General features: G+C 51.6%; 25 protein-coding genes and 1 pseudogene. 21 read left to right on the top strand and 5 right to left on the bottom strand.

Annotated features, from left to right (window positions below):
• Positions 1-37 precede the first annotated feature (37 nt).
• The 5 genes from tnpC to OGV85_RS04880 all read right to left on the bottom strand — a co-directional run bounded on the left by tnpC (position 38) and on the right by OGV85_RS04880 (position 4,117).
• Entirely contained in the window at positions 38-1,576 is a 1,539-nt protein-coding gene (gene tnpC / locus OGV85_RS04900) for an IS66 family transposase (RefSeq protein WP_003843773.1), read from the bottom strand.
• A gap of 49 nt (positions 1,577-1,625) precedes the next feature.
• On the bottom strand, positions 1,626-1,973 hold the full coding sequence (gene tnpB, locus OGV85_RS04895) for an IS66 family insertion sequence element accessory protein TnpB (protein ID WP_003843771.1): 348 nt from the start codon (positions 1,971-1,973) through the stop codon (positions 1,626-1,628).
• Positions 1,970-2,350, bottom strand: a complete 381-nt coding sequence (gene tnpA, locus OGV85_RS04890; RefSeq protein ID WP_032939119.1) for an IS66-like element accessory protein TnpA — start codon at positions 2,348-2,350, stop codon at positions 1,970-1,972. Before tnpA ends, tnpB begins: the two co-directional genes overlap by 4 nt.
• A gap of 128 nt (positions 2,351-2,478) precedes the next feature.
• The gene (locus OGV85_RS04885; protein ID WP_061548423.1) at positions 2,479-3,807 is read right to left on the bottom strand and encodes a type II toxin-antitoxin system HipA family toxin; all 1,329 of its coding nucleotides are present in this window, start codon (positions 3,805-3,807) and stop codon (positions 2,479-2,481) included.
• 4 nt (positions 3,808-3,811) lie between these two features.
• The gene (locus OGV85_RS04880; protein ID WP_072291329.1) at positions 3,812-4,117 is read right to left on the bottom strand and encodes a helix-turn-helix domain-containing protein; all 306 of its coding nucleotides are present in this window, start codon (positions 4,115-4,117) and stop codon (positions 3,812-3,814) included.
• A gap of 550 nt (positions 4,118-4,667) precedes the next feature.
• Between OGV85_RS04880 and OGV85_RS04875 the strand changes: the two genes are divergently transcribed.
• The 21 genes and pseudogenes from OGV85_RS04875 (at position 4,668) to OGV85_RS04775 (ending at position 20,315) form a co-directional block, all read left to right on the top strand.
• Positions 4,668-5,258 (top strand): autotransporter adhesin family protein, encoded by a 591-nt coding sequence (locus OGV85_RS04875; RefSeq protein WP_247752384.1) that lies wholly within the window; start codon positions 4,668-4,670, stop codon positions 5,256-5,258.
• Positions 5,259-5,500: 242 nt separating this feature from the next.
• Entirely contained in the window at positions 5,501-6,577 is a 1,077-nt protein-coding gene (locus tag OGV85_RS04870; RefSeq protein ID WP_181522655.1) for a type II toxin-antitoxin system RnlA family toxin, read from the top strand.
• Positions 6,570-6,941: a type II toxin-antitoxin system RnlB family antitoxin gene (locus OGV85_RS04865; protein ID WP_181522656.1), complete on the top strand. Its 372-nt coding sequence runs from the start codon at positions 6,570-6,572 to the stop codon at positions 6,939-6,941. The genes OGV85_RS04870 and OGV85_RS04865 overlap by 8 nt, the downstream gene beginning before the upstream one ends.
• 575 nt (positions 6,942-7,516) lie before the next feature.
• Positions 7,517-8,215: a PFL_4669 family integrating conjugative element protein gene (locus OGV85_RS04860; RefSeq protein ID WP_181522657.1), complete on the top strand. Its 699-nt coding sequence runs from the start codon at positions 7,517-7,519 to the stop codon at positions 8,213-8,215.
• Entirely contained in the window at positions 8,205-8,699 is a 495-nt protein-coding gene (locus tag OGV85_RS04855; protein ID WP_181522658.1) for a DUF3158 family protein, read from the top strand. The genes OGV85_RS04860 and OGV85_RS04855 overlap by 11 nt, the downstream gene beginning before the upstream one ends.
• A gap of 565 nt (positions 8,700-9,264) precedes the next feature.
• On the top strand, positions 9,265-9,681 hold the full coding sequence (locus OGV85_RS04850; RefSeq protein WP_001291902.1) for an STY4534 family ICE replication protein: 417 nt from the start codon (positions 9,265-9,267) through the stop codon (positions 9,679-9,681).
• 120 nt (positions 9,682-9,801) lie between these two features.
• Complete coding sequence (pilL2, locus tag OGV85_RS04845) at positions 9,802-10,269, top strand: PFGI-1 class ICE element type IV pilus protein PilL2 (RefSeq protein ID WP_061548155.1); 468 nt, start codon at positions 9,802-9,804, stop codon at positions 10,267-10,269.
• The gene (locus OGV85_RS04840; RefSeq protein ID WP_061548154.1) at positions 10,262-10,870 is read left to right on the top strand and encodes a hypothetical protein; all 609 of its coding nucleotides are present in this window, start codon (positions 10,262-10,264) and stop codon (positions 10,868-10,870) included. Before pilL2 ends, OGV85_RS04840 begins: the two co-directional genes overlap by 8 nt.
• A 6-nt stretch (positions 10,871-10,876) precedes the next feature.
• Positions 10,877-11,527, top strand: a complete 651-nt coding sequence (locus OGV85_RS04835) for a TIGR03759 family integrating conjugative element protein (RefSeq protein ID WP_061548153.1) — start codon at positions 10,877-10,879, stop codon at positions 11,525-11,527.
• Positions 11,503-12,033 (top strand): lysozyme family protein, encoded by a 531-nt coding sequence (locus OGV85_RS04830; RefSeq protein ID WP_061548152.1) that lies wholly within the window; start codon positions 11,503-11,505, stop codon positions 12,031-12,033. The genes OGV85_RS04835 and OGV85_RS04830 overlap by 25 nt, the downstream gene beginning before the upstream one ends.
• A complete protein-coding gene (locus OGV85_RS04825) occupies positions 12,030-12,437 on the top strand; it encodes an integrating conjugative element protein (RefSeq protein WP_061548151.1) in 408 nt (135 codons plus the stop codon). Before OGV85_RS04830 ends, OGV85_RS04825 begins: the two co-directional genes overlap by 4 nt.
• Positions 12,434-14,467 carry a type IV conjugative transfer system coupling protein TraD gene (gene traD, locus OGV85_RS04820; RefSeq protein WP_061548150.1) on the top strand — a complete coding sequence of 678 codons (2,034 nt, stop codon included), beginning with the start codon at positions 12,434-12,436 and terminating at the stop codon, positions 14,465-14,467. Before OGV85_RS04825 ends, traD begins: the two co-directional genes overlap by 4 nt.
• On the top strand, positions 14,430-14,696 hold the full coding sequence (locus OGV85_RS04815; protein ID WP_061548149.1) for a hypothetical protein: 267 nt from the start codon (positions 14,430-14,432) through the stop codon (positions 14,694-14,696). The genes traD and OGV85_RS04815 overlap by 38 nt, the downstream gene beginning before the upstream one ends.
• Complete coding sequence (locus OGV85_RS04810; RefSeq protein WP_061548148.1) at positions 14,696-15,379, top strand: TIGR03747 family integrating conjugative element membrane protein; 684 nt, start codon at positions 14,696-14,698, stop codon at positions 15,377-15,379. Before OGV85_RS04815 ends, OGV85_RS04810 begins: the two co-directional genes overlap by 1 nt.
• Before the next feature lie 130 nt (positions 15,380-15,509).
• The gene (locus OGV85_RS04805; RefSeq protein WP_061548147.1) at positions 15,510-16,283 is read left to right on the top strand and encodes a type IV toxin-antitoxin system AbiEi family antitoxin; all 774 of its coding nucleotides are present in this window, start codon (positions 15,510-15,512) and stop codon (positions 16,281-16,283) included.
• Positions 16,276-17,193: a nucleotidyl transferase AbiEii/AbiGii toxin family protein gene (locus tag OGV85_RS04800; RefSeq protein ID WP_061548146.1), complete on the top strand. Its 918-nt coding sequence runs from the start codon at positions 16,276-16,278 to the stop codon at positions 17,191-17,193. Before OGV85_RS04805 ends, OGV85_RS04800 begins: the two co-directional genes overlap by 8 nt.
• Positions 17,194-17,261: 68 nt before the next feature.
• Positions 17,262-17,525: pseudogene (locus tag OGV85_RS04795) on the top strand (IncC plasmid conjugative DNA transfer DtrJ family protein); the annotation flags it as partial.
• A 79-nt stretch (positions 17,526-17,604) separates the two neighbouring features.
• Positions 17,605-19,335 (top strand): P-loop NTPase fold protein, encoded by a 1,731-nt coding sequence (locus OGV85_RS04790; protein ID WP_181522659.1) that lies wholly within the window; start codon positions 17,605-17,607, stop codon positions 19,333-19,335.
• Between the two features lie 87 nt (positions 19,336-19,422).
• Positions 19,423-19,740 carry an integrative conjugative element protein, RAQPRD family gene (locus OGV85_RS04785; protein ID WP_061548143.1) on the top strand — a complete coding sequence of 106 codons (318 nt, stop codon included), beginning with the start codon at positions 19,423-19,425 and terminating at the stop codon, positions 19,738-19,740.
• Positions 19,737-19,970: a TIGR03758 family integrating conjugative element protein gene (locus OGV85_RS04780; RefSeq protein ID WP_049059556.1), complete on the top strand. Its 234-nt coding sequence runs from the start codon at positions 19,737-19,739 to the stop codon at positions 19,968-19,970. The genes OGV85_RS04785 and OGV85_RS04780 overlap by 4 nt, the downstream gene beginning before the upstream one ends.
• An 18-nt stretch (positions 19,971-19,988) precedes the next feature.
• A complete protein-coding gene (locus OGV85_RS04775) occupies positions 19,989-20,315 on the top strand; it encodes a TIGR03745 family integrating conjugative element membrane protein (protein ID WP_044059507.1) in 327 nt (108 codons plus the stop codon).
• Positions 20,316-20,318: the final 3 nt, after the last annotated feature.

The raw sequence follows: 20,318 nt of genomic DNA, 5'->3' as shown, positions 1-20,318 counted from the left end.
GTAAGCGTACAGCGAGAACCGTATTGACGGGAACGGGTTATTCAGTTGGCAGGGTTATTCGCCAGGGTAACAGTTCGCTGACCTGATTGACCGGCCAGTCAGCTATGACGTTGAGCACATGACAGAGATACCTCTCTGGCTCCACGCCGTTCAGTTTGCACGTCCCGATCAGGCTGTACAGCAGTGCTCCGCGCTCACCACCGTGGTCAGAGCCGAAGAACAAGAAGTTTTTGCGGCCCAGGCTGACCGTCCGCAGCGCATTTTCAGCGATATTGTTATCGGCTTCAGCCCAGCCATCGTCTGCATAGTACGTCAGTGCTGGCCACTGGTTCAGTGCGTACGCGAACGCCTTCGCCAGCTCTGAGTGTCGCGACAGCGTTTTCATCTTTTCACGCAGCCAGCTTTCCAGGGATTTCAGTCGCGGTTTAGCTTTCTGCTGACGCTCACCAAGACGCTGCTCTGCCGGCATTCCCCGTATTTCAGCCTCGATAGCATACAGTTCGCCTATCCGTTTCAGGGCTTCCTCCGTCAGCACTGATGGAGTACGAACGTGCACATCATGGATCTTGCGGCGGGCGTGAGCCCAGCAGGCTGCTTCAGTTATCTGTCCATTGCGGTACAGCTCGTTGAACCCGGCGTACGCATCCGCCTGCAGAACACCGCTGAAGCCCGCAAGATGGCTCTGCGGATGGATGCCTTTTCTGTCCGGGCTGTAAGCGAACCACACGGCCGGCGCCAGCGCTGACCCGGCGTTGCGGTCGTCGCGAACGTACGTCCACAACCGCCCGGTCTTCGTCTTTTTATTACCTGGTAACAGTACCGGGACGGGCGTGTCATCGGCGTGGAGTTTGCCACCCATCAGGACATAGTCCTGAAGCGCCTCTTCCAGCGGCGACAGTAGCCGGCAGCATGCATCCACCCAGCCCGACAGCAGTGAGCGACTCAGTTCCACGCCCTGGCGGCCGTATATTTCAGACTGGCGGTACAGTGGTGTGTGCTCTGCATACTTTGAGGTCAGCACGCGGGCCAGCAACCCCGGGCCGGCGATACCCCGCTCAATGGGCCGTGAAGGCGCCGCTGCCTGCACGATCGCATCGCACTGAGTACAGGCATGTTTTTCACGTACTGTCCGGATAACCCGGAAGGCGCTGCGCATCAGCTCCAGCTGTTCGGCGGCATCTTCACCCAGGTAACTCAGCGAACCACCGCACTCCGGGCAACAGGATTCTGCCGGAAGCATACGCTTTTCATCACGCGGGAGTGATTCGGGGAACGGTCTGCGGGTGCGGGTCTGACGCAGCGAGCGCTGCACTTCCGGGTCATCCACACGACCGGTCAGCGTATCGCTTTCTTTCTGAAGCACCTTCAGGTCAGCTTCCATCTGTGCGATACGACGGGATACTTTTTCGGAACGGCTGCCGAAGTTCATCCGGCGGAGTTTATCCAGCTGCGCCTGCAGGTGGTCTATTTCGCGCTCACGGTCGGCCAGCTTTTCCAGCAGGGCGCGGTTCAGCGCTTCCTGTTCGGCAAGCCGCTGTTTCAGCAGAAGGATTTCGTCAGAAGAGGTGTCGTTCATAAGCCCGTATTTTACCAGGCTTATTCAGCAACAACCAGGATAAAGAGGCCTACAACATGGTCAGAGATGTCAGCAACCGTTTAGGTTGTCGCCAGTCGATGCCTTCCATCAGCATCGCCAGCTGGGCCGGGGTCAGGAACACTTTGCCATCACGGGCAGAGGGCCAGGCGAAGCGACCACGCTCCAGCCGTTTGGTCAGCAGGCACAGCCCGTCGCCGGTGGACCACAGCAGTTTGACCTGGTTGCCGCTGCGACCCCGGAAGATGAAGACGTGGCCGGACATCGGATCGTCTTTCAGCGCCGTCTGTACTTTTGCGGCAAGACCGTTGAAGCCATTTCTCATATCAGTGGTACCGGCAACCAGCCAGATTTTGGTACCTGTTGGTAACGGGATCATCGCTTCAGCTCCTGTATCAGCAGAGCCAGGAACTTTTCGCTGACAGTGCCGTTGAGGCGGAGCGTCCCGTGCCGGAACGTTATCTCACAGCTGATACTGAGGGCTTCCGGGCTCTCAGTGGGCGGCTCTGGCTGTACGTCAGCGGCATCGAGAGTCACAGGAAGTAGCTGCGGGTTCTCTGAAGAAGGTAATAGCAGCTTTCCCTCGCGCCATTGTTGGCGCCATTTGAACAGCAGATTGGCGTTAATGCCATTTTCAAGCGCCAGTTTTGAGATGGATGTTCCTGGTTCGCAGGAGGCAGCAACGAGTTGTTGCTTAAACTCAGGAGAATAATTAGGGCAGCCTTTTCGCCTGCCGGGAGTCACATTTTTCTGCATATCTGACACTTTGGTTCCCACTACTTATTTGGTGGACACCACTTTGTCGGATGCTTCGGATTATGACCAGACGGTTCACGCTGTACGCTTACCTTCAATTTAAATGCTCCTGAAATTCCTCTTATGCGTTATTCCCTTCCAGCCAAACGCCTACACTGCTGCCGCATACCTTCAAAAATACACTCAGCAAGCTCAGGTGGAAACGACTCTGGAAGCAACGTAGATACACGCTCAATGACTTCTGGCGTGTTGGATATAATGTCATCCATCATGGACTCAACTTGTCGCCTTCCCAATCCGGTTAATTCACCATGATTGATCCAATGCCGCCGTTGAATTCTATAAATGTGGTAATAATTACTGCTACCGCGAACAGCCATTGCCAGTTTGCATCTCTGCCAGGAAATCTGATTATTACCATGACCAATTACCGGCCATGCTGATAAAACATCGTAAAGAGGCGTAAGGTGGTAATGACTTTGTGGCTCAATAGCGATACTGAAATTTTTGGCATGGCCGTCAGTAGCAGCCAACAACCAGAAAATAATTTGCGCCCTGAAGAACTGCTCTTTGTCCTGCTCAGCCTGATCTGAATGACTCAATATGTCCATAATATCGGAAATACCCGGCCCACCATCAGACTGGTATTTTCGTAACGGAGAAACACCTAAAGCCTGACACATATCCTCTTGGGGCAAACGAATGATCCATTGCCGATCGCCTGACCATCTTCTGTCGAAACGCTCAACCACTAATGCCTTTTGATCTTCAAACTGCGCAATCTGCGTTTTTGCTACAGGGATCCCGTAGTGCTCAAGAAGCAAAGAACACAGCCATTCATTTTCAACCGATGTACTCATATCCGCTTGCATGTTCCCAACCAACCCAAGCGGTAGCTTGAAGATATGCGTTGTTGGAGTATTACCTTCTGGTAAACACCATTGTTCTTCATGCCACAATAAAGCCGTTTTTTCCTGCGCACCGGCAATTGATAAACGCAAATCGTCAGTTTCGTCCTGCCGACCAGGCAACGATGCTGCCGTAGTATTACGCAATGTAGTCGCGATATCAGCTTCAGAAAGTGGGCGATAATTTACGGAAAATAAATCCGTGGGCTCTTCATCAACATTTAGTAACTGTATTGCACCAACGCAGTCTCTTCCCAGCTCAGCCAATAGGTCAAAAGGCTCAAGGCTTTCAGCCTGATAACGCACGGCTAAACGCCTGCGTATACCTTCGCTGTCAGGCAATAAATTATCAAAATAGTCACGAACAACGTTACCGCGCCAAAGCTGATTACCGGGAGTGAAAGGCAAAGAAAGCGATAAAGGTCTTCCCTGTTCATCAACTACCCATTCTGGAAGATATTGTAATGAATCCTCGCCTCTGGCCTTCTCCCAGAATCCGACCCGGAGTCCATTCATCCATATTGCTAAACGCTGCTGTGTTCGACGCATATCGTCACCATTTTTCCCGTCTGGCAGGTGAATCTTTTTGCTGTTCTGATTCTTCCATTGTTGAAGATGACATCGAGGAAAGTATCTGTGGTCCAGAAGTGAGTACCATTTCAACACCCAGCACGGTAAATACCCTGAATAGTCGCTCCATACTGGCACTGGCCGGATTCGCTTCCAGTCGGGCATAGGTTTGCTGAGTTACTCCTAACCTTTCAGAAACTTCCTTTTGTGTCAGTCCATTAGCCTTGCGAAAGCCAATCAGCAATGGGCGTATTTGATTCAAAGTTTTCAACGGATAAACAGTATTCATAAGGCATTTACCATTGTTAGAAGCGCTGATACAGTCTATAAGCTGTTTTTAAACAGTACACCCTATAAGCTGTAAATGCAAAATACAGCCTATAAGCTGTGAAATTAATAAAACACCCTATAAGCTGTAAAAAGAGGTCTCTTTATCTGATGAGTTCTCATCAGCAGCATTCTGAAACGGGAAATGATAAAGCCAGCATAGTAACCCAATCCTCAATTCAAGTTTTTCGCGCGAAAAACTTGAAGAAAAGATGTGAAATATTTCTAACGCCAGGTGCTTAGGCTAACAGTGGCAAAAATACGCTTTGATGCCAGTGGCATCACATAAGCGTCTATCAATCTGCCACCAATCAATAGGTAAAATGGTGATGCCACTGGCATCACATAAACACCTATCAATCCGTCACTAATCAATAGGCAATAGAGTGATGCCACTGGCATCAATGCCCCACCGCATTCCGCTAAAACTTCCCCGGCCCATATACAAAACAACCTGTTCGCCCTTCCTGGATTTCCCCAGGCTCCAGCACAAACGCTGCCAGGAGATCCCAATGAAACTCGTCCCTTACCTGATAACACTGACGCTGCCGTTTATCTCGTTATCTGCCAGAGCGGATTACCATCCCCAGATTAACGCCGGGAATACCGTTTCTGGCGATGTTGTTGATGGCTCAAAGGGTAACCAACATGTTTATGGCACGCTGACTGATTCCACCATCACTGGCCCCTACGCCTATAGCTACGTTGGCGATGGCGGGCAAACCAATCACATCACCGTTACCGATCATGGTGAGCTGTTTCTGGAACCGGGCGGCAGCGCTTATGACACACAGATAACCGCCGGTGGTGATCTACAGGTGAACGGTTATGCTGAAAACACCTATGTGGATAGTGGCGGACAGGTTTACGTTAACGCTGGAAACAATGGCGTCGAAGACCTAGACCAAGGCGGCCAGATGGTTAATACCACTGGCGGCTTGGTCGTTAATCGATATGGCATCGACACAAATACGGTCGTTGGAGCTGGCGGCGAACTGGACACCGGCTGGAATTATGCTTATGAGACCCGCAACACCGCGATTTCACGAAATGCCGTTATACAAAACAGTGGGATAAGCGAAGGTAGCCAAGCGGTACATTAATCGTCGCTGGCATACGACGCTACGATGTCGTCATCGACAGCCAACCTCCTGCTGGATACTGCGACACTCCCGTATAGCTTAAGAATGCCAGCAGTCAAGCAACGCTGAGAGGCAGGGGCTGAGTTGGTAACATTGGCAAACCAATACTTCACAATGGCGTAAAAACTTCTGGCCTGCCCCTCATTAGACTATAGGGATTCAATATTGTAGAGTTTGCCAAAACTATCTAGGTGATCTGGCTAATGGATAACAGGAATTATAGAAATTTAAATTTGGACCGGGAAATTATCGAAACGGAGTCTAGGCAATTCATTGAAAACAATAACTATTCCGTCCATACAATCGGGGATATACCTGGGGGAAGAAACGGTCTCAGGGTAGTATTTGCTAAACCGGGACATAACCTAGCAACCGTCGACATTTTATATAACCAAGGCGGAACGACCACAGTTCAGTATCTGACAGGGGCGAATCGTGATTTAGGTAAAGAATTGGCGGATCACCTTTATGACACCATCAATCCAGCTGAATTTGAGCAAGTAAACATGGTGTTGCAGGGTTTTGTCGAGGCTGATGTTCTATCTGTACTTGAGTTGTCAGCGGAAGAAACACATATCCAATTCAGTGAATACTCTCGTAACGCACATTCCATCGTGTGGAAAATTAACTCTATCTCATTCCAAGATGAGTTAACTGTAACGCTACACCCAACAACAGGTAAACTTCATATTCAGGGCCGCCCTCTTTCGTGTTACAGAGTTTTTACTTTCAATCTGGCAGATCTTCTTGATTTACAAGGGCTAGAAAAGGTCCTGATTCGTCAGGATGATGGCAACGCGAATATAGTCCAACAGGAAGTTGCTCGTGCCCATCTTGAATGTGTCATGGGCAATGCCTATCCCATCCTAAGTAGAGTTGTTGAAAAATTGCTCGTTTCAGGACTATGTGTTAAACTTGCCGCCCCTGATTTGCCCGATTACTGCATGTTACTTTACCCTGAGCTGCGTTCTATCGAAGGGGTCTTAAAACAACGAATGAACAATTTCGGAATGTTGGTTCAGCAAGATGGCTTCGGACCTTATTTTGATAAAGATAGATTTTCCGGTAGGTACAGTCTAAAACCACAATTTGCGTCTACTCTCAGGGCAGACCAAGCTAACTGCATCACTGTTGCCTATAATTTCTACAATAAGGAACGTCATAGCCTTTTCCACATGGAAACTGCGGTCGATACGAGCCGAGTGATCTCCGATATGGGCCGTCTGATGGGTATAGCCACAAAAGCATGGGTAATAATTAAGGATTTATATAGTGTTTGAAATCACTAGTGTTAACGTCTCAGGATCTCTGAAAGCTGTAGTCATGGCGACCAGCTATGAGAATCCTTTGTCTTCAGTTAGCGAAATTGAGACAAGACTATCTGCGCTGCTGGGCAGTAATGAGACTGGTGAGATTCTTTTTGACCTTCTATGTGCTAACGGTCCAGAGTGGAACCGTTTTGTGTCGTTGGAAATGAAATATGGCCGAATCATGCTGGATACGGCCAAAATTATTGATGAGCATGAGATCCCAAAACAAATTCTGAATAAGCTGATTTTTGCTTTATGCAACCATCCTGAATATCTAGAGGACTCAGTGCTATCGCCTGAAGATGTGCGTCACATCCAGTCATTGAACTTGTGACAGATTTATCTCCGATTTGGTCATTTTGTTGCCCACTTCCATTTTTATCTTCTTCGTTCCCCAAATCAGGCCAAATTATTTTGTCCCTCCTTCCTATGAAGAGTAAGGGGGTGCTTTTGTTTCAGGACGATCATAACAGTATGGCATCATCAAGTTCGTCGAAAACGGACGTTACTGGCAGCCCTCTTCCCTGTGCCCTCCACACAACTGAAAGTCCTGCAATGACTAGCCTAGTGTAGTGATCAATTCCCTGTAGGTTGGTCTGTAAATAGACCCGTTTAAGTTCCATGCATTTTTTGGGATCCCAGCCAGATCCATATGAAAGATTTCTAATCCAGAATGGTTATGCAATTGATTATTTTAAAATATGCAGACGTAACTCCGAACATAAGCACTTTGATGGTACTTTAATCACACTACTGCCTATCAATATCAATCAATAGGCTAAAGGGTGATGCCAGTGGCATCAAAATTTCTGCCAAACAATCTTCCCACCTGCGTTTTTGTTTTCCCATTGCTCACAACCCCTCACGCCATCACTCTGCGCTGACACCCATCCGCAACAGGAAACACATATGTCGGACTACACCTTCAACATGGGTCCCCTGCGTAGTGCGATCCATATTCAGCTTCACACCCATAACGCCACCCGGCTGTGGACCGGGCGACGGGCGACCGAGAACGGCCCTGCGCCAATCATCGGAATGCCGCGCTTTATCGAAATCCTCAACCAGATGCGCATTGCCGCAGAACATAACGATCCTTACGCCGATCTGTGGATGCTGCGTATGGAAGAGAAACTGGTGCAATCGCGTAAGCTGATGCAAGTGATGCTGGATCAGGCGAAAGCCATGTTCAGCGAATTGCCAGAAGGCATCGATATTGAAACCTGCTTCAATGTCCAGCCTGCCCGCTTTCCGCTGTTTATCAACGCCCCACTGGCCTATCAGGGTGTTTATCTGCTGACCGACTTCGACCAGCTCGCCCGCCAGCTCCTGCTGGCCTCGCATATCGCCGTCATCTCCCGCAGGGAAATGCACAACCGGTTAAATAATGGCGCAACGGTTATTCGCAGCGCCTTCGGTCTGGCGCAGAAATATCACGGTTCCGGTCTGACCCGTCAGGATTTTATCGACGACACACCGCAGGCCAGAGCCGCCATTGAACGTTTAGGCCCGCTACCGGAAGCGATACTGAGCGGCAAGCTGCGCTCATCGTTTTCATCACCATTGTCTGGCAAGGCCGAAAACCCCGGAGTCACCGATGATGAATAACCCCATAACCGGCTATCAGTCGCTGGCTGATGAAGACTATAAAATGCTGGCTTACGTCTCCTCGCTAAAAGGCCTTTTAAAGCCTTTTAAGAGTAAGGGGGAGCTGGAGCTGCTGGAGAACAACGCCCGAAGCGTGCGCGAGATGATGAAGCCATTGATGCAACGCCTGATCCAGAGCGCCAGATGCTACCCCGTTCGCCAGCTTCCGCTGATATTCACCATCGGCCCTGCCCCTTCCGGCGCGAACTTTTTGCGCTGGCGTAACCAGCAAAACAACAAATCCGGCACCCCGGCATTCTGCAACCTGATTGGCGATCCCAAAATCCCGCAACGCGCCAGAGATGCCTTACTGGAAATCGAGCGAGATCGCATCGTGTTCAATATGCAGATGTCGGTGCTGACCTTCATCATCCGCCAGGCGCGGGAATGTCAGGAAAAGATGAACCAGGCAGAAATGCTGTATCAGGGGCGGCAAAATAGCTGACGCAGGACATGAATTGCAGCACGACACTAAGCGGCTACGCGATTACTCTCAATGCACTCCCAACAGCGCGGCATGTTTTGCTGGTTCGCGCTCGTGACACTCCCGTCGCGCAAAACAACCTTTACGCTCCTGTTCAGCCTCATTCCGGGCGGATAGCCAGGCGACAGCCGTCTCGCTATCCGCCCGGACCGCCTGCATTTTTCCGGTGCCCACCGGATAACAACGGGATCCGTTTGTGCGCAAGCGCCAGTTTTTGCGATTTACACTGCTGACAGAAATCGCGCGTAACCCTACGCGGGCAGTGACCCCTTCAGCCCGCTGCACCTTAACAGCCTCCGTGCGGAACACGATATTTAAGGTGCAGCAAACAGAATATCGCCTCGCAATTTCCCTTCCCGCTCGTTTAAATCCCCTTGCTTACCTGGTAGCCGGAGCCTGCACGCTACCCGCCGTAAGGCGTGGTTCCAAATCCTTTTAATTGCGCAGCATCACACAGGCGCATCCCTTTCACCCGATGCACTCTGCATATCACCAAGCGCCGCGTTCAGCCACGCGGGAGGATCCTATGAGCGAGAAAACTTACTTCAATCTGTACACCAGCGGTCTGGGTTACGTAAACCGTGTTCGCACTGTCACCCCAAAACGCGGCGAGCCTTTTTTATGCTGTGACATTGCCGCATTAAGCGGGGCTGCCGATGACGTGGACTATGTCCGCTTTGACTGCAAAGTCACCGGCAGCGAAGCACGTAAGCTGATTGCCCGCTGCGAGCAGGCGGTCAATGAAAAGCGCAAGGTGCTGATCCACTTCCGGTTGGGCGACTTATACGTCGATATGTTCACCTACAGCAAAGGCGAGCGTAAAGGCGAAACGGGCGTCAGCCTGAAAGCCCGGCTGCTCTATATTGGCCTTGTCAAAATCGACGGAGAAGTCGTCTGGCAGGCAGGGAATCAGGAAGCAGAGGCGGAAGCTGATGCAGCCTGAATCTTTATCGTGACGCCCACTCCGGGCGTCTTTTTTTCATCACCGAAAAACAATTTCCCGTTGTTTGCCTTCTCACCATTGCGCACCCTCAGGCCATTCCTCACCAGATTCAGAGAGACAATGGCGCGAACAACGGGATGGGTTATCACACTGCTGATGCTGGGCGGCTGCACCGCGCCGCAACAGCCCGCTGTGCCTGCGCCAAAACCACCGACACCACCGCCCGCACCTGAAGTGGTGCGCTATGACCGTTACCTGCTGATCAACACCCGCCCTGACGAAGCCCAGCGCAACCCGCTGCACCAAATCGTCAACATCAACCTGCCGCTGAACCTGAAGCTCACCGTGGGCGACGCCTTCGCCTGGCTGCTGAAACAGAGCGGTTACAGCCTGTGCGCCGATGACCATCCCACGCAGTTTCTGGCTGGAAAACCGCTGCCGCTCTCGCAATACCGGCTCGGCCCGATGCAGCTGGAAGAGGCGCTAAAAACGCTGGCCGGGCCGGGTTGGCTGATGCAGACCGATGTACTGAACCGCGAAGTCTGTTTTCACCTGAACACGCCGGGAACGGGAGACCATCATGCTTAAACGTCTGGCCTACCTGACTACCGGCGCTGCTCTCCTGCTGCTGGCAGCGGCGGTGTTCTGGTGTTTCAACCGCCTGAACACCCTGGCGCTGACGCAGCAACAGACACAACGCCAGATAACACAGTGGCGCGACCAGCCACAGCCAGACAGCAATTATCGCGAGCTGGAGGTTGCCGTAAAAGACATCACCGACCGCACAGAAGCCCTTGCCAGACAGCTTGACGATGCCACCCGCGATCAGGCCGAACGACTAAACCCCATCAACGAACTGCTCAAAGAACTGAAGGGACAAATCCAGACCCTCAGCGCCAGTTATCAACACCTGCAACAACAGACCGCCACGCGCAGCCGCGCAAAGGCAAAACGCCCCGTCCCATCTCCGCTTTGGGCCGCAAAGGCCCCTTTTTCTCTTATCAGCAGCGAGTTCCGCGCCGGGCGGCAGTTCGCCGTCATCGCGCCATCCGGCTATCACTCGCTCTCACAGCTTCAGCTTGTGGCCCCCGGCGACAGCGTGCAGGGCTGGCAACTGCTGCAACTGGACGGCAGTCACGCCACTTTCCGTAAAGGCGGGCAGCGGTTGACGCTGAACGCCGGAGGATAAACCGCAATGCGCAGATACCTGTTGCTGTGCCTTCTGCTACTGCCGCTGTTTGCCAGCCCGCAGCAAACCCGTATTGAAGAACAGGCCATCACCCACACGCAGGCGCAGCAGTGGGGGCTGACAGACAGCGAATGGCAGCTCTACCAGCAACTGCGTCAGGGCGAGCGCGGCATCTGGTCGCCGGGGCTCGATCCCCTTACCACCCTCGGCGTGGAAGCTAACAGCGATACCGAACGCCAGCGCTTCGCTGAGCTGCTGGCCCGTAAAGAGCATCAGCGGGTGGAGAAAGAACTGGCATTCCAGCGTGCCTACGACCAGGCATGGAAGCGGATTTACCCGACGCTGACGCCCATCCGCAGTGTTGTCCAGCCACGTCTTGCGCTGTTCGTCAGTGAGAAATGTCCGGCCTGCGAGACGCTGGCGCAGAAGCTTATCAACGACGACCGACCGCTGGACATCTGGCTGGTCAACAGCCGTAACGACGATGCCAGCCTGCAACGCTGGGCGCAGCGCCAGCATATTGATATGCGCAAGGTCGAGCGCGGGCAGATAACGCTTAATCACGATAACGGGCGCTGGCAACGCCTCGGCGGCGGAAAACTGCCGTTATTACTGGAACAACAGGGGGAGCAATGGCGTCCCGTTTCTGTCCCCTGATAGTCATACTCGTCAGCGCTCACGCCTGCGCCGTGCCGCCGCTGTATGCGCAAATCGCCCGCCAGCAACAGGTTCCGGCGGAACTGCTCTACGCGGTGGCGCGCGCTGAAAGCGGCACCCAACTGGCGCAGGGGCTGCATCCGTGGCCGTGGACGCTGAATATTGCCGGAACTGGTTACCGTTACCCCAGCCGTTCTTCAGCCTGCCGGGCGTTGCTGGACTTCGCCCGTACCCGCAGCCTGAAACGCATTGATGCCGGACTGGGACAGATTAATCTCGGCTGGAACGGGCAGTGGTTCCCGTCGCTGTGCGCCAGTTTTGATCCGGCGGACAATCTCACCGTCACCGCCCTGCTGCTGCGCCAGCACTACAACGCATCTCCCGGAAGCTGGCTGGACGCCGCCGCCCGCTACCACCATCCCGCCGGAGGCAAGCCTGCCGCCGTCTACCGCCAGAAAATCGACCAGCAAATACGGCTGATCTCTGCATCAGGGACGTCGCCATGAAACTTCTTATTTCAGCCATACTACTGGCCGCTACCGCCGCTATTGCCGGGCCTGCCGTACCCATGCAGGCGCTGGATGAGGCCCGGTTACTGCCGGTCGTCACCCACACTCTGCATCCCGGTCAGCAACCGCGTTTGGCGTTCAGCCTGCCGGGGATGACGCCGCTGTTTTTAATCGGCGACGATCCACAGTCCACAGAATGGCTGCGCCAGCACCGGGATACATTGAAAACACTGCACGCCACCGGGCTGGTCGTGAACGTCACCACGCTGGCGCGGTTGAATGCCCTGCGGACCATCGCTCCAGCATTAACGCTGCTGCCCGTCAGCGCCGACGATATGGCAAAACACCTGCCCATCAGTGCGTATCCGGTACTGATCACCGACAAGGGGCTGGAACAGTGAGGCTCGATTTTATCCTGCGCCCGGCGGTGGAGCTTTACAGCGCCAGCGCGGCCCTGCTGGCGGCAGTATGGTGCGTGATGGCTCCGCAAGCGCTGCTGCTGACGCCTTATTTCGGCTGGCTGCTGGCGCTGGCATTGCTGGCACTGTCTGTATTGCGGCTAAAACAGGGAGTGCGCATCCTGCGCTTTCGCCGCCGCGTGCGTCATCTGCCGCTCTGGACGCTCTCTGCCAGCCGTATCCCGCAGTTACCCGACTCGCTGTTTCTCGGGCGCGGCTTTCGCTGGCTACCCACGCACACCCAGCGGCTGTATCTGTGTCGTCTGCCACAATGTGAGCACTGGCTGCGGACAGACCGCCCTTCCGACAGCGGCGGCGATCCGTTGCTGCACGGCGTGGAGCTACGCGAAGGCCACGTCACGTTACCGCTGCGAGATCGACCGGGGCATACGCTGGTCCTCGGCACCACCCGCGTCGGTAAAACCCGGCTGGCGGAGCTGCTGATTGCCCAGGATATCCGCCGTGGTGAAACGGTGATTATTTTCGACCCCAAGGGTGACGCCGACCTGCTGCGGCGCGTATGGGCAGAAGCGCACCGAGCCGGGCGGGAAAGTGTCTTCTGGCTGTTCCATCTCGGCTGGCCGGAGATTTCTGCCCGCTATAACGCCGTCGGACGCTTTGGCCGCATCTCGGAGGTTGCCAGCCGCATCGCCGGGCAGCTCTCCACCGAAGGCAACTCCGCCGCCTTCCGCGAGTTTGCGTGGCGCTTCGTCAACATCATCACCCGCGCCCTGGTGGCGCTGGGCCAGCGCCCGGATTACGCCCGCATCGCTCGTCACGTTATCAATATCGACGAACTGTTTATCGACTACGCCCGCGTCTTCCTGCCCGGTCACGACCGTCAGGCATGGGACAACGTGGTACGGATTGCCGGTGGCATCACCGAGAAAAATACTCCGCGTAACCTTCAGGGACGGGACAGCTACGTCGTCGCGCTGGAGCAGTACCTTTCCACCACCCGCCTGCATGACCCAATTCTCGATGGCCTGCGTTCCGCCGTGCGCTACGACAAAACCTATTTCGACAAGATCGTCGCCTCGCTGCTGCCGCTACTGGAAAAACTGACCACCGGGAAAATCGCCCAACTGCTGGCCCCGGATTACGGCGACCTTAACGACCCGCGCCCGGTGTTCGACTGGCAGCAGGCGATTCGCCAGCGGGCGATTGTCTATGTTGGGCTGGATGCGCTATCCGATGCAGAAATCGCCGCCGCCGTGGGTAACTCGATGTTTGCCGATCTGGTCAGCGTCGCCGGGCATATCTACAAACACGGCGTGATGGATGGTCTTCCGCAGGCGGAAGAGAAAGCGGCCATCAACCTGCACTGCGATGAGTTCAGCGAACTGATGGGTGATGAATTTATTCCGCTGATTAACAAAGGCGGCGGTGCGGGTGTACAGGTCACGGCCTACACCCAGACGCTCTCCGATATCGAAGCCCGCATCGGCGACCGAGCCAAAGCAGGGCAGGTAGTCGGCAACTTCAACAGCCTGATCATGATGCGGGTGCGGGAGACCGCCACCGCCGAACTGCTGACCAGACAACTGCCGCAGGTAGACGTGCTCAGCAACAGCGTCAGTTCCGGCGTCACCGACAGCGCCGACGCTCAGGGCAACATCGGGTTTTCCAGCAACACCCAGGATCGGGTGAGCAGCGTACAGGTGCCGCTACTGGAACCCGCTTCACTGGTGCAACTCCCCAAGGGGCAGGCGTTCGCTCTGCTGGAAGGCGGCCAGCTCTGGAAATTACGTATCCCGTTACCGGACACAGCGCACGATCCTCTGATGCCGGAAAACATCGCGCAAATCGCCCGTTATATGGAAAAACAATACGACAGCGCTCCCGTATGGTGGAACCGCCCGGAGACCGTTGTAACGGCGAAAAACGACCCTATTTTATGGCTGAACGACAGCGAAACCACGGAGAAACTGACCGATGACACCCCGGACACATCGCCATCTCATAAGCGTTGAAGTGATATGGCCCGCGCAAACGCTGCCTCTTCCCCTGCAACAGGCGGTAGATGCGTTGACGCAGGGAGAGACGCCCGACCAGATTATCGCTCGCATGAATTTGCAGGGCTTTCAGGCATGGCGCGAAGCTACATCACCGCAGGATGAACACGATATTTTTCAGGTGCGACTGGATGAGGCACACGAGGCACGATTTCTCTGTCGCTATATCACGCTTCCGCTGCACTGATGCCCGAACATGCGCCACCAGTACCTGCACACCGCCCCGGAATACTCGGCTGGATTGCATTACTTCCCGGCGTGCTGGCTGGCTTTTGCCTCGGCGCATGGATGCTGGCGATAGGACTGGAGTGGCTGGGCGAGGCGTTTTTCTGGCGGAATACCTGCGCCAGCCACAGTGAACAGGTATTGCAGGCGACATGGCAGTGGTGGCGAGTTTCCGCTGGCGCACCGGTGTGGTTAGTAGAAGATCTGGCGATTGTCAGAGGTAAGCTGCAACAAGGGATCGCAGCACTGATTGCTTCTTTCAGTGGTCAAAGCGGGTTGTTCTGGACGGAAGCCGTCACTACGGTAATCCACTGCGCGTTACTGTCTGCGGGCAATGTCACCCTCACTTTTCTGCTGCGGCTGTCGATTCTGTTGCAAGCGTTGCCGCTGTTTGTGCTCACCATTACCATTGGTCTTATTGACGGGCTGGTAAGACGCGACTTACGGCGATTTGGCGCAGGTCATGAGTCCGGGTTTGTTTATCACCACGCCAGGCGTATGATTTCATCCAGCTTGATAGCAACGGGACTGGTGTGGCTGGCGTTGCCATTTTTTCTTGTACCAGAGTATGTGTTTATACCAGCGGCAACAGGGATTGGGCTGGCAGTATCCATGACGGGCGGATCTTTCAAAAAATACGTCTGAGGCCATCATTGCCAGCCCAACTGATACAACTCTCGCTGGCAACATTTATGCTGCGACAGACGCCGAACATTGACTTTTCACTCACTAAATAGTTTACTTTTTTTATTATAGTTACACCCTGAGTGAATCTATGGCATCAAAAATAAACTGGCTGTTGCAAAACACCGCTCCGGGAAGCCTGGTTTTGCAATCCTGGCTAACCCGGAACAACATATCGCCTTCTCTGGCCTTTAAATACGCACAAAATGGCTGGTTAATAAAACTGCGGGCTGGCGTTTATGCGCGCGCAGGACGAGAACCAGACTGGAGTGATGCGCTATGGTGTCTGCAAAGCCAGCTTGAAGCGCCGGTGCATCTGGCCGGACTGAGCAGTCTCTCCTGGCAGGGCCGTTCCCATTACCTACAACTTAAGCAGAATCAATGCTGGCTTAGCGTTGAAAACAAAGCGATATTGCCCAAATGGTTTAAAGAATTTCCCGGCGTTGAGTGGTTGGTGGTATCGGCTCTGAAGCTCCCTGAATTGGATGAAAAATACCGAACTGAGCTTGAGGTTAAAGGGAAAAGAATAACCGCCAGTACGCCAGAACTGGCAGCCTACGAGCTATTAAGCGCAGTACCTCAGGAAATCTCATTTGAGCACGCTGCCGAGCTTTTTCAGGGACTGGTCAATCTCAACCCTCGTAAAGTGGAGAAGCTGCTTACGCTCAGCCAGTCCGTACAAACCAAGCGCCTGTATCTGTTTTTCGCCAGTTTCTATGAACATGCATGGCTCAAACGCGTGGATACCAGCAAAATCTACCTGGGATCGGGCAACCGACAAGTCGTTGTTAATGGCAAGCTGAACACGCAATACCAGATAACTGTGCCCGAAAATTTTACTAAGAAGGGAATAAGCCATGGATAGAACCTCACCCTACTACCGCCAGGTCGCCCTGCTGGTGCGAGCATTACCCTATGTCGCTAACGAGCCCTGTTTTGCGCTGAAAGGCGGAACGGCGATCAACTTATTCATCCGTGATTTTCCCCGATTGTCCGTTGATATCGATCTGGCCTACATCCCGCTGGAAAGCAGAGAGGTTGCGTTGCCCAACGTGCGGGAAGCGCTCACCCGCATCGCCGCTGAACTGGAAGCGCAAGCCGGGATCCATGCAGTGCTGCAAACCCATAATCCCGACGAGATGCGCATCATTGTCACCACTGACGACGCACAAATTAAAATTGAAGTCTCGCCAGTTGCCCGGGGAACACTATATCCTCCGCAAGAACGCGACGTCGTCGAAGCCGTGGAGGAGGAATTTGGCTTTGCAGCGATCCCAGTGGTCTCACTGCCCGATTTATACGGTGGCAAGCTATGCGCAGCGTTAGATCGCCAGCATCCCAGAGATTTCTACGACGTCAAAATGCTCCTTGATACACAAGGAATTGATCGCGCGATATTCAATGGTTTTATCGCTTACTTACTCAGCCATAATCGTCCATTGTCCGAAGTGCTTAGTCCACGCTGGAAGGATATTACCGAACCCTTTCAAAATGAATTCAGCGGTATGACTTTTGAGGAGGTATCACTGGAAGCGCTGAGAGAGGTCCCGGAAAGAATGCTCAGCGCGTTGAAAGCACATTTCACTCAACAGGATTTCGACTTCCTGATGTCATTTAAACGCGGGGAGCCTGACTGGAATTTAGCACCAGAACCCCACATTCAGAACTTGCCAGCCGTTCAATGGAAGCTGCGCAATATTGGCCGGATGTCGGAGGGAAAGCGCGCGCAGTCCCTGGAGAAACTGGAAAAGGTCATGACAGAATGGCTAAGTTAGTTTATTAAATTTAGTATAGTTACACCAATAGTGAAACTATAGAATTTTTTATAAACCAGCAACATTGTCTCCCAGCACTTAAAACCAGGATTGCTATTGACCTCGTAGGCGATCTGGTTTGTCAGGATCTGAAGCGCTTTGGCGCAGGCCATAAGTCCAGGTTTGTTTATCACCATGCAAGGCGTATGATCGGTTCCAGTCTGGCGGCAACGGGACTGGTGTGGCTGGCGGTGCCGGTTTTTCTTGAGCCGGAGTATGTGTTGATGCCGGGTGTTGTAGGGATGGGGCTAGCAATTTCAATAGCGGTAGGAGCATTTAAAAAACATGTATAAATCACGTTGAATAAGTAGCCAACCAGAAATGTCAGAGAGTATTATGTAATACAATACTCATTATACTATAGGTGATTAAATGTCTGAAGTAGCAAAAGCTTTAGATGCATTTATGCAATCAGATAATAGCGTGCTAGTTATAAAGGGAGATTGGGGAGTAGGAAAAACTTTTTTCTGGAACAAATACTACAATGAGAATAAAAGTAATTTAAAGCAAATTGTTTACTCATACGTATCACTATTTGGTAAGAATTCATTATCCGATATTAAAAGAGAAATTTTTCATTTAGCAAAGCCAATTAAAAAAGATAAAATCGAATCTTCTTTTCAGCTGCAAACTGAAGAGATTAGCGGTATTTATGAATGCATTCCGTGGTTAAACCCTAAAGAAAAAATAGTTCACAAAATACCATTCCTCAAACCTATTGTGAAGTATGCTGATAACACGCCTTTATTATTTAGGGCTACAAATTTAATTTCCAACCTTGAATATTCACTAATCAATAATTACCTAGTATGTTTTGATGATTTAGAAAGACGTGGCAGTGGATTATCTATAAAAGAAGTAATGGGATTTATTGATGAGCTTGCACAAAGAAAAAAATGTAAGGTAGTTCTTATATTCAATGAAGAAACATTACACAATGAAGATGATAAAGAGATCTTTAATATTTACCGAGAAAAGATAGTTGACATCGAACTAAAATTTTCGCCTACAATAAAAGAAAATTTTGACCATGTGTTTTTTACCAATACGCAGAATTATGATTATATCTTGGGCATTATAGAAAAACTGCAAATAAATAACATTAGGTTTTTCAAAAAACTGAAGCAAGTTCTCTTATCGTATGAAACTCTCCTTAAACATGCGGATAGTGATGTAAGGGAGGAATTTATTCTTCGTGCTTGTATATTATGCTGGGGATATTATACCCCATTATCTAATTTACCATATAACGAACTAAGGTTAAGACTTGAAAAAGGTGCACTATTTGCAATTTATCCTGATGAAGATTACCAAGAGAGTGAAATAGATAAAGCCTTTCAGGGATTACAAGAAAAATTCGCCTTATATTCATCATCTTTCGATACCGAAATAGACTTCTTTCTTAATAATGGCTATATTAATGACAGTCATGAATTACATAAAATTGTAAATACAAAAAACTCTGACTCCGCAGCCAGAAGATTAAATCAAAAAATAAGCAATGTATGGCGTATTTATCACCAATCTTTCGATAATAACGATGAATTATTCATTAATGGCTTAGAAGACCTCCTGAACAATGAGTTACTCAGCATATCGATAAACCGCTTTGATGACATAGTCAGAATTTTAAGAGACTTTGACATTTCTTGCGATAACTATGTTGAGGAATATTTCGCAAATATTGAACAACAGATTAACTTTTCAGAACGTGATATTGAGTACGATCTTAGTGATCTTTATTGCAATGATATTAAAGAAAGATTGAAAAGAAATATTGAAAATTTCAAAAATGGTAAGCGTAGCATTACAAATATTGCAATAAGACTATCGGAGAGCAATGGGTGGAACCCTGAGGATATTAATTATTTAAATACATTTTCAACTCAAGATTTTGCTGAATGGATGAGAACTCGAGGAAATGGGGCTGTAGATGACGTTCGCCATGGGCTATTAAAATTCAGAAATTCAAGAAGCAATGAGCCAGTCTACGATGAATTAACAGCAAAAGTCATAGATGCTTTGAAAATAATTTCAACCGAAAGCAAAATAAATTATCTAAGAGTCAGAAATATTCTGCGGATCGAACTTGACAGTCAGTAGAAATCATTCAACCACAATGAATGATTAAACCTATACATCCCAAAAATCATACCGCATCCTGAGATAAAACGATTTCAGGATGTCGTCATGAAAACTTATCCTCTTCCATTTTATATCATGTTTTTAGCATTTTCATTTCCTGCACTCGCAGCTCCCCTTACCGAACGCGAAGAGCTAACTCTGTCCCTTAACCAGCTTACCCAAATCGAAGCCTCACTCCATCGCGCCCAGCAAAGCGCCAGAACCGGCATCAACGAGCGCTACTACTTCGACTATCCGCGTATCCACGGCGATATAACCACTCTGCGCAGCGGGATTGAACATTACCTCACACCCACTCGCGCCCAGCCGCGAGTTACAGCGACGCTGACCGGGCAATACCGTGAGGAGAAAACCGCGCCATGAGTCCTGAACAAATCAGCGCCTTCCAAGCCGCCAGCCTAGTGAAGCCCGATGCCGTCAGCCTGGTGATGCTCGGCCTGTTCAGCGCCTTTCTGCTGCTGTGGGTGGTCTGGGTGCTGAATGATGCCTACCGGGGTGTGGCGACAGCGCGGGTGAGCTGGCGGGCACTGGGCAGCATCGGCGGGCGCACCATCTTACTGCTGCTGGTCAGCTTCTGGCTGGTACTGAGTTAGCGGATTTCAGGAGGAAAAATGAAAAAACGCATCTTCAGATGGCTGCTATGGTTCCCGACCCTGCCAGCATATGCCGACCTGCCGGAGATGGAAGATCCTTCACGCGGCCAGGGCGACGGCATCATGGAGACGTTGCAGAACTACGGTTATGACATCGTGATCCTGATGACGCTGGGCATCTGCGCCGTGGGTTTTCTGGTGGTTGCCAACAACTGCATCGCCACCTACTCTGAAATTCAGGGCGGGCGTAAGCAGTGGAAAGATTTAGGCGCAATGGCGGGCGTCGGCGCGGTTCTGCTGGTGATCACCATCTGGTTGCTCAACCAGGCCTCGGACATCCTGTAAGCC

It is taken from the genome of Citrobacter sp. Cf132 (assembly GCF_030333885.1).
In the GTDB taxonomy this organism is placed as follows: domain Bacteria; phylum Pseudomonadota; class Gammaproteobacteria; order Enterobacterales; family Enterobacteriaceae; genus Citrobacter; species Citrobacter freundii.
This window is presented reverse-complemented; position numbering and strand designations above follow the sequence as displayed.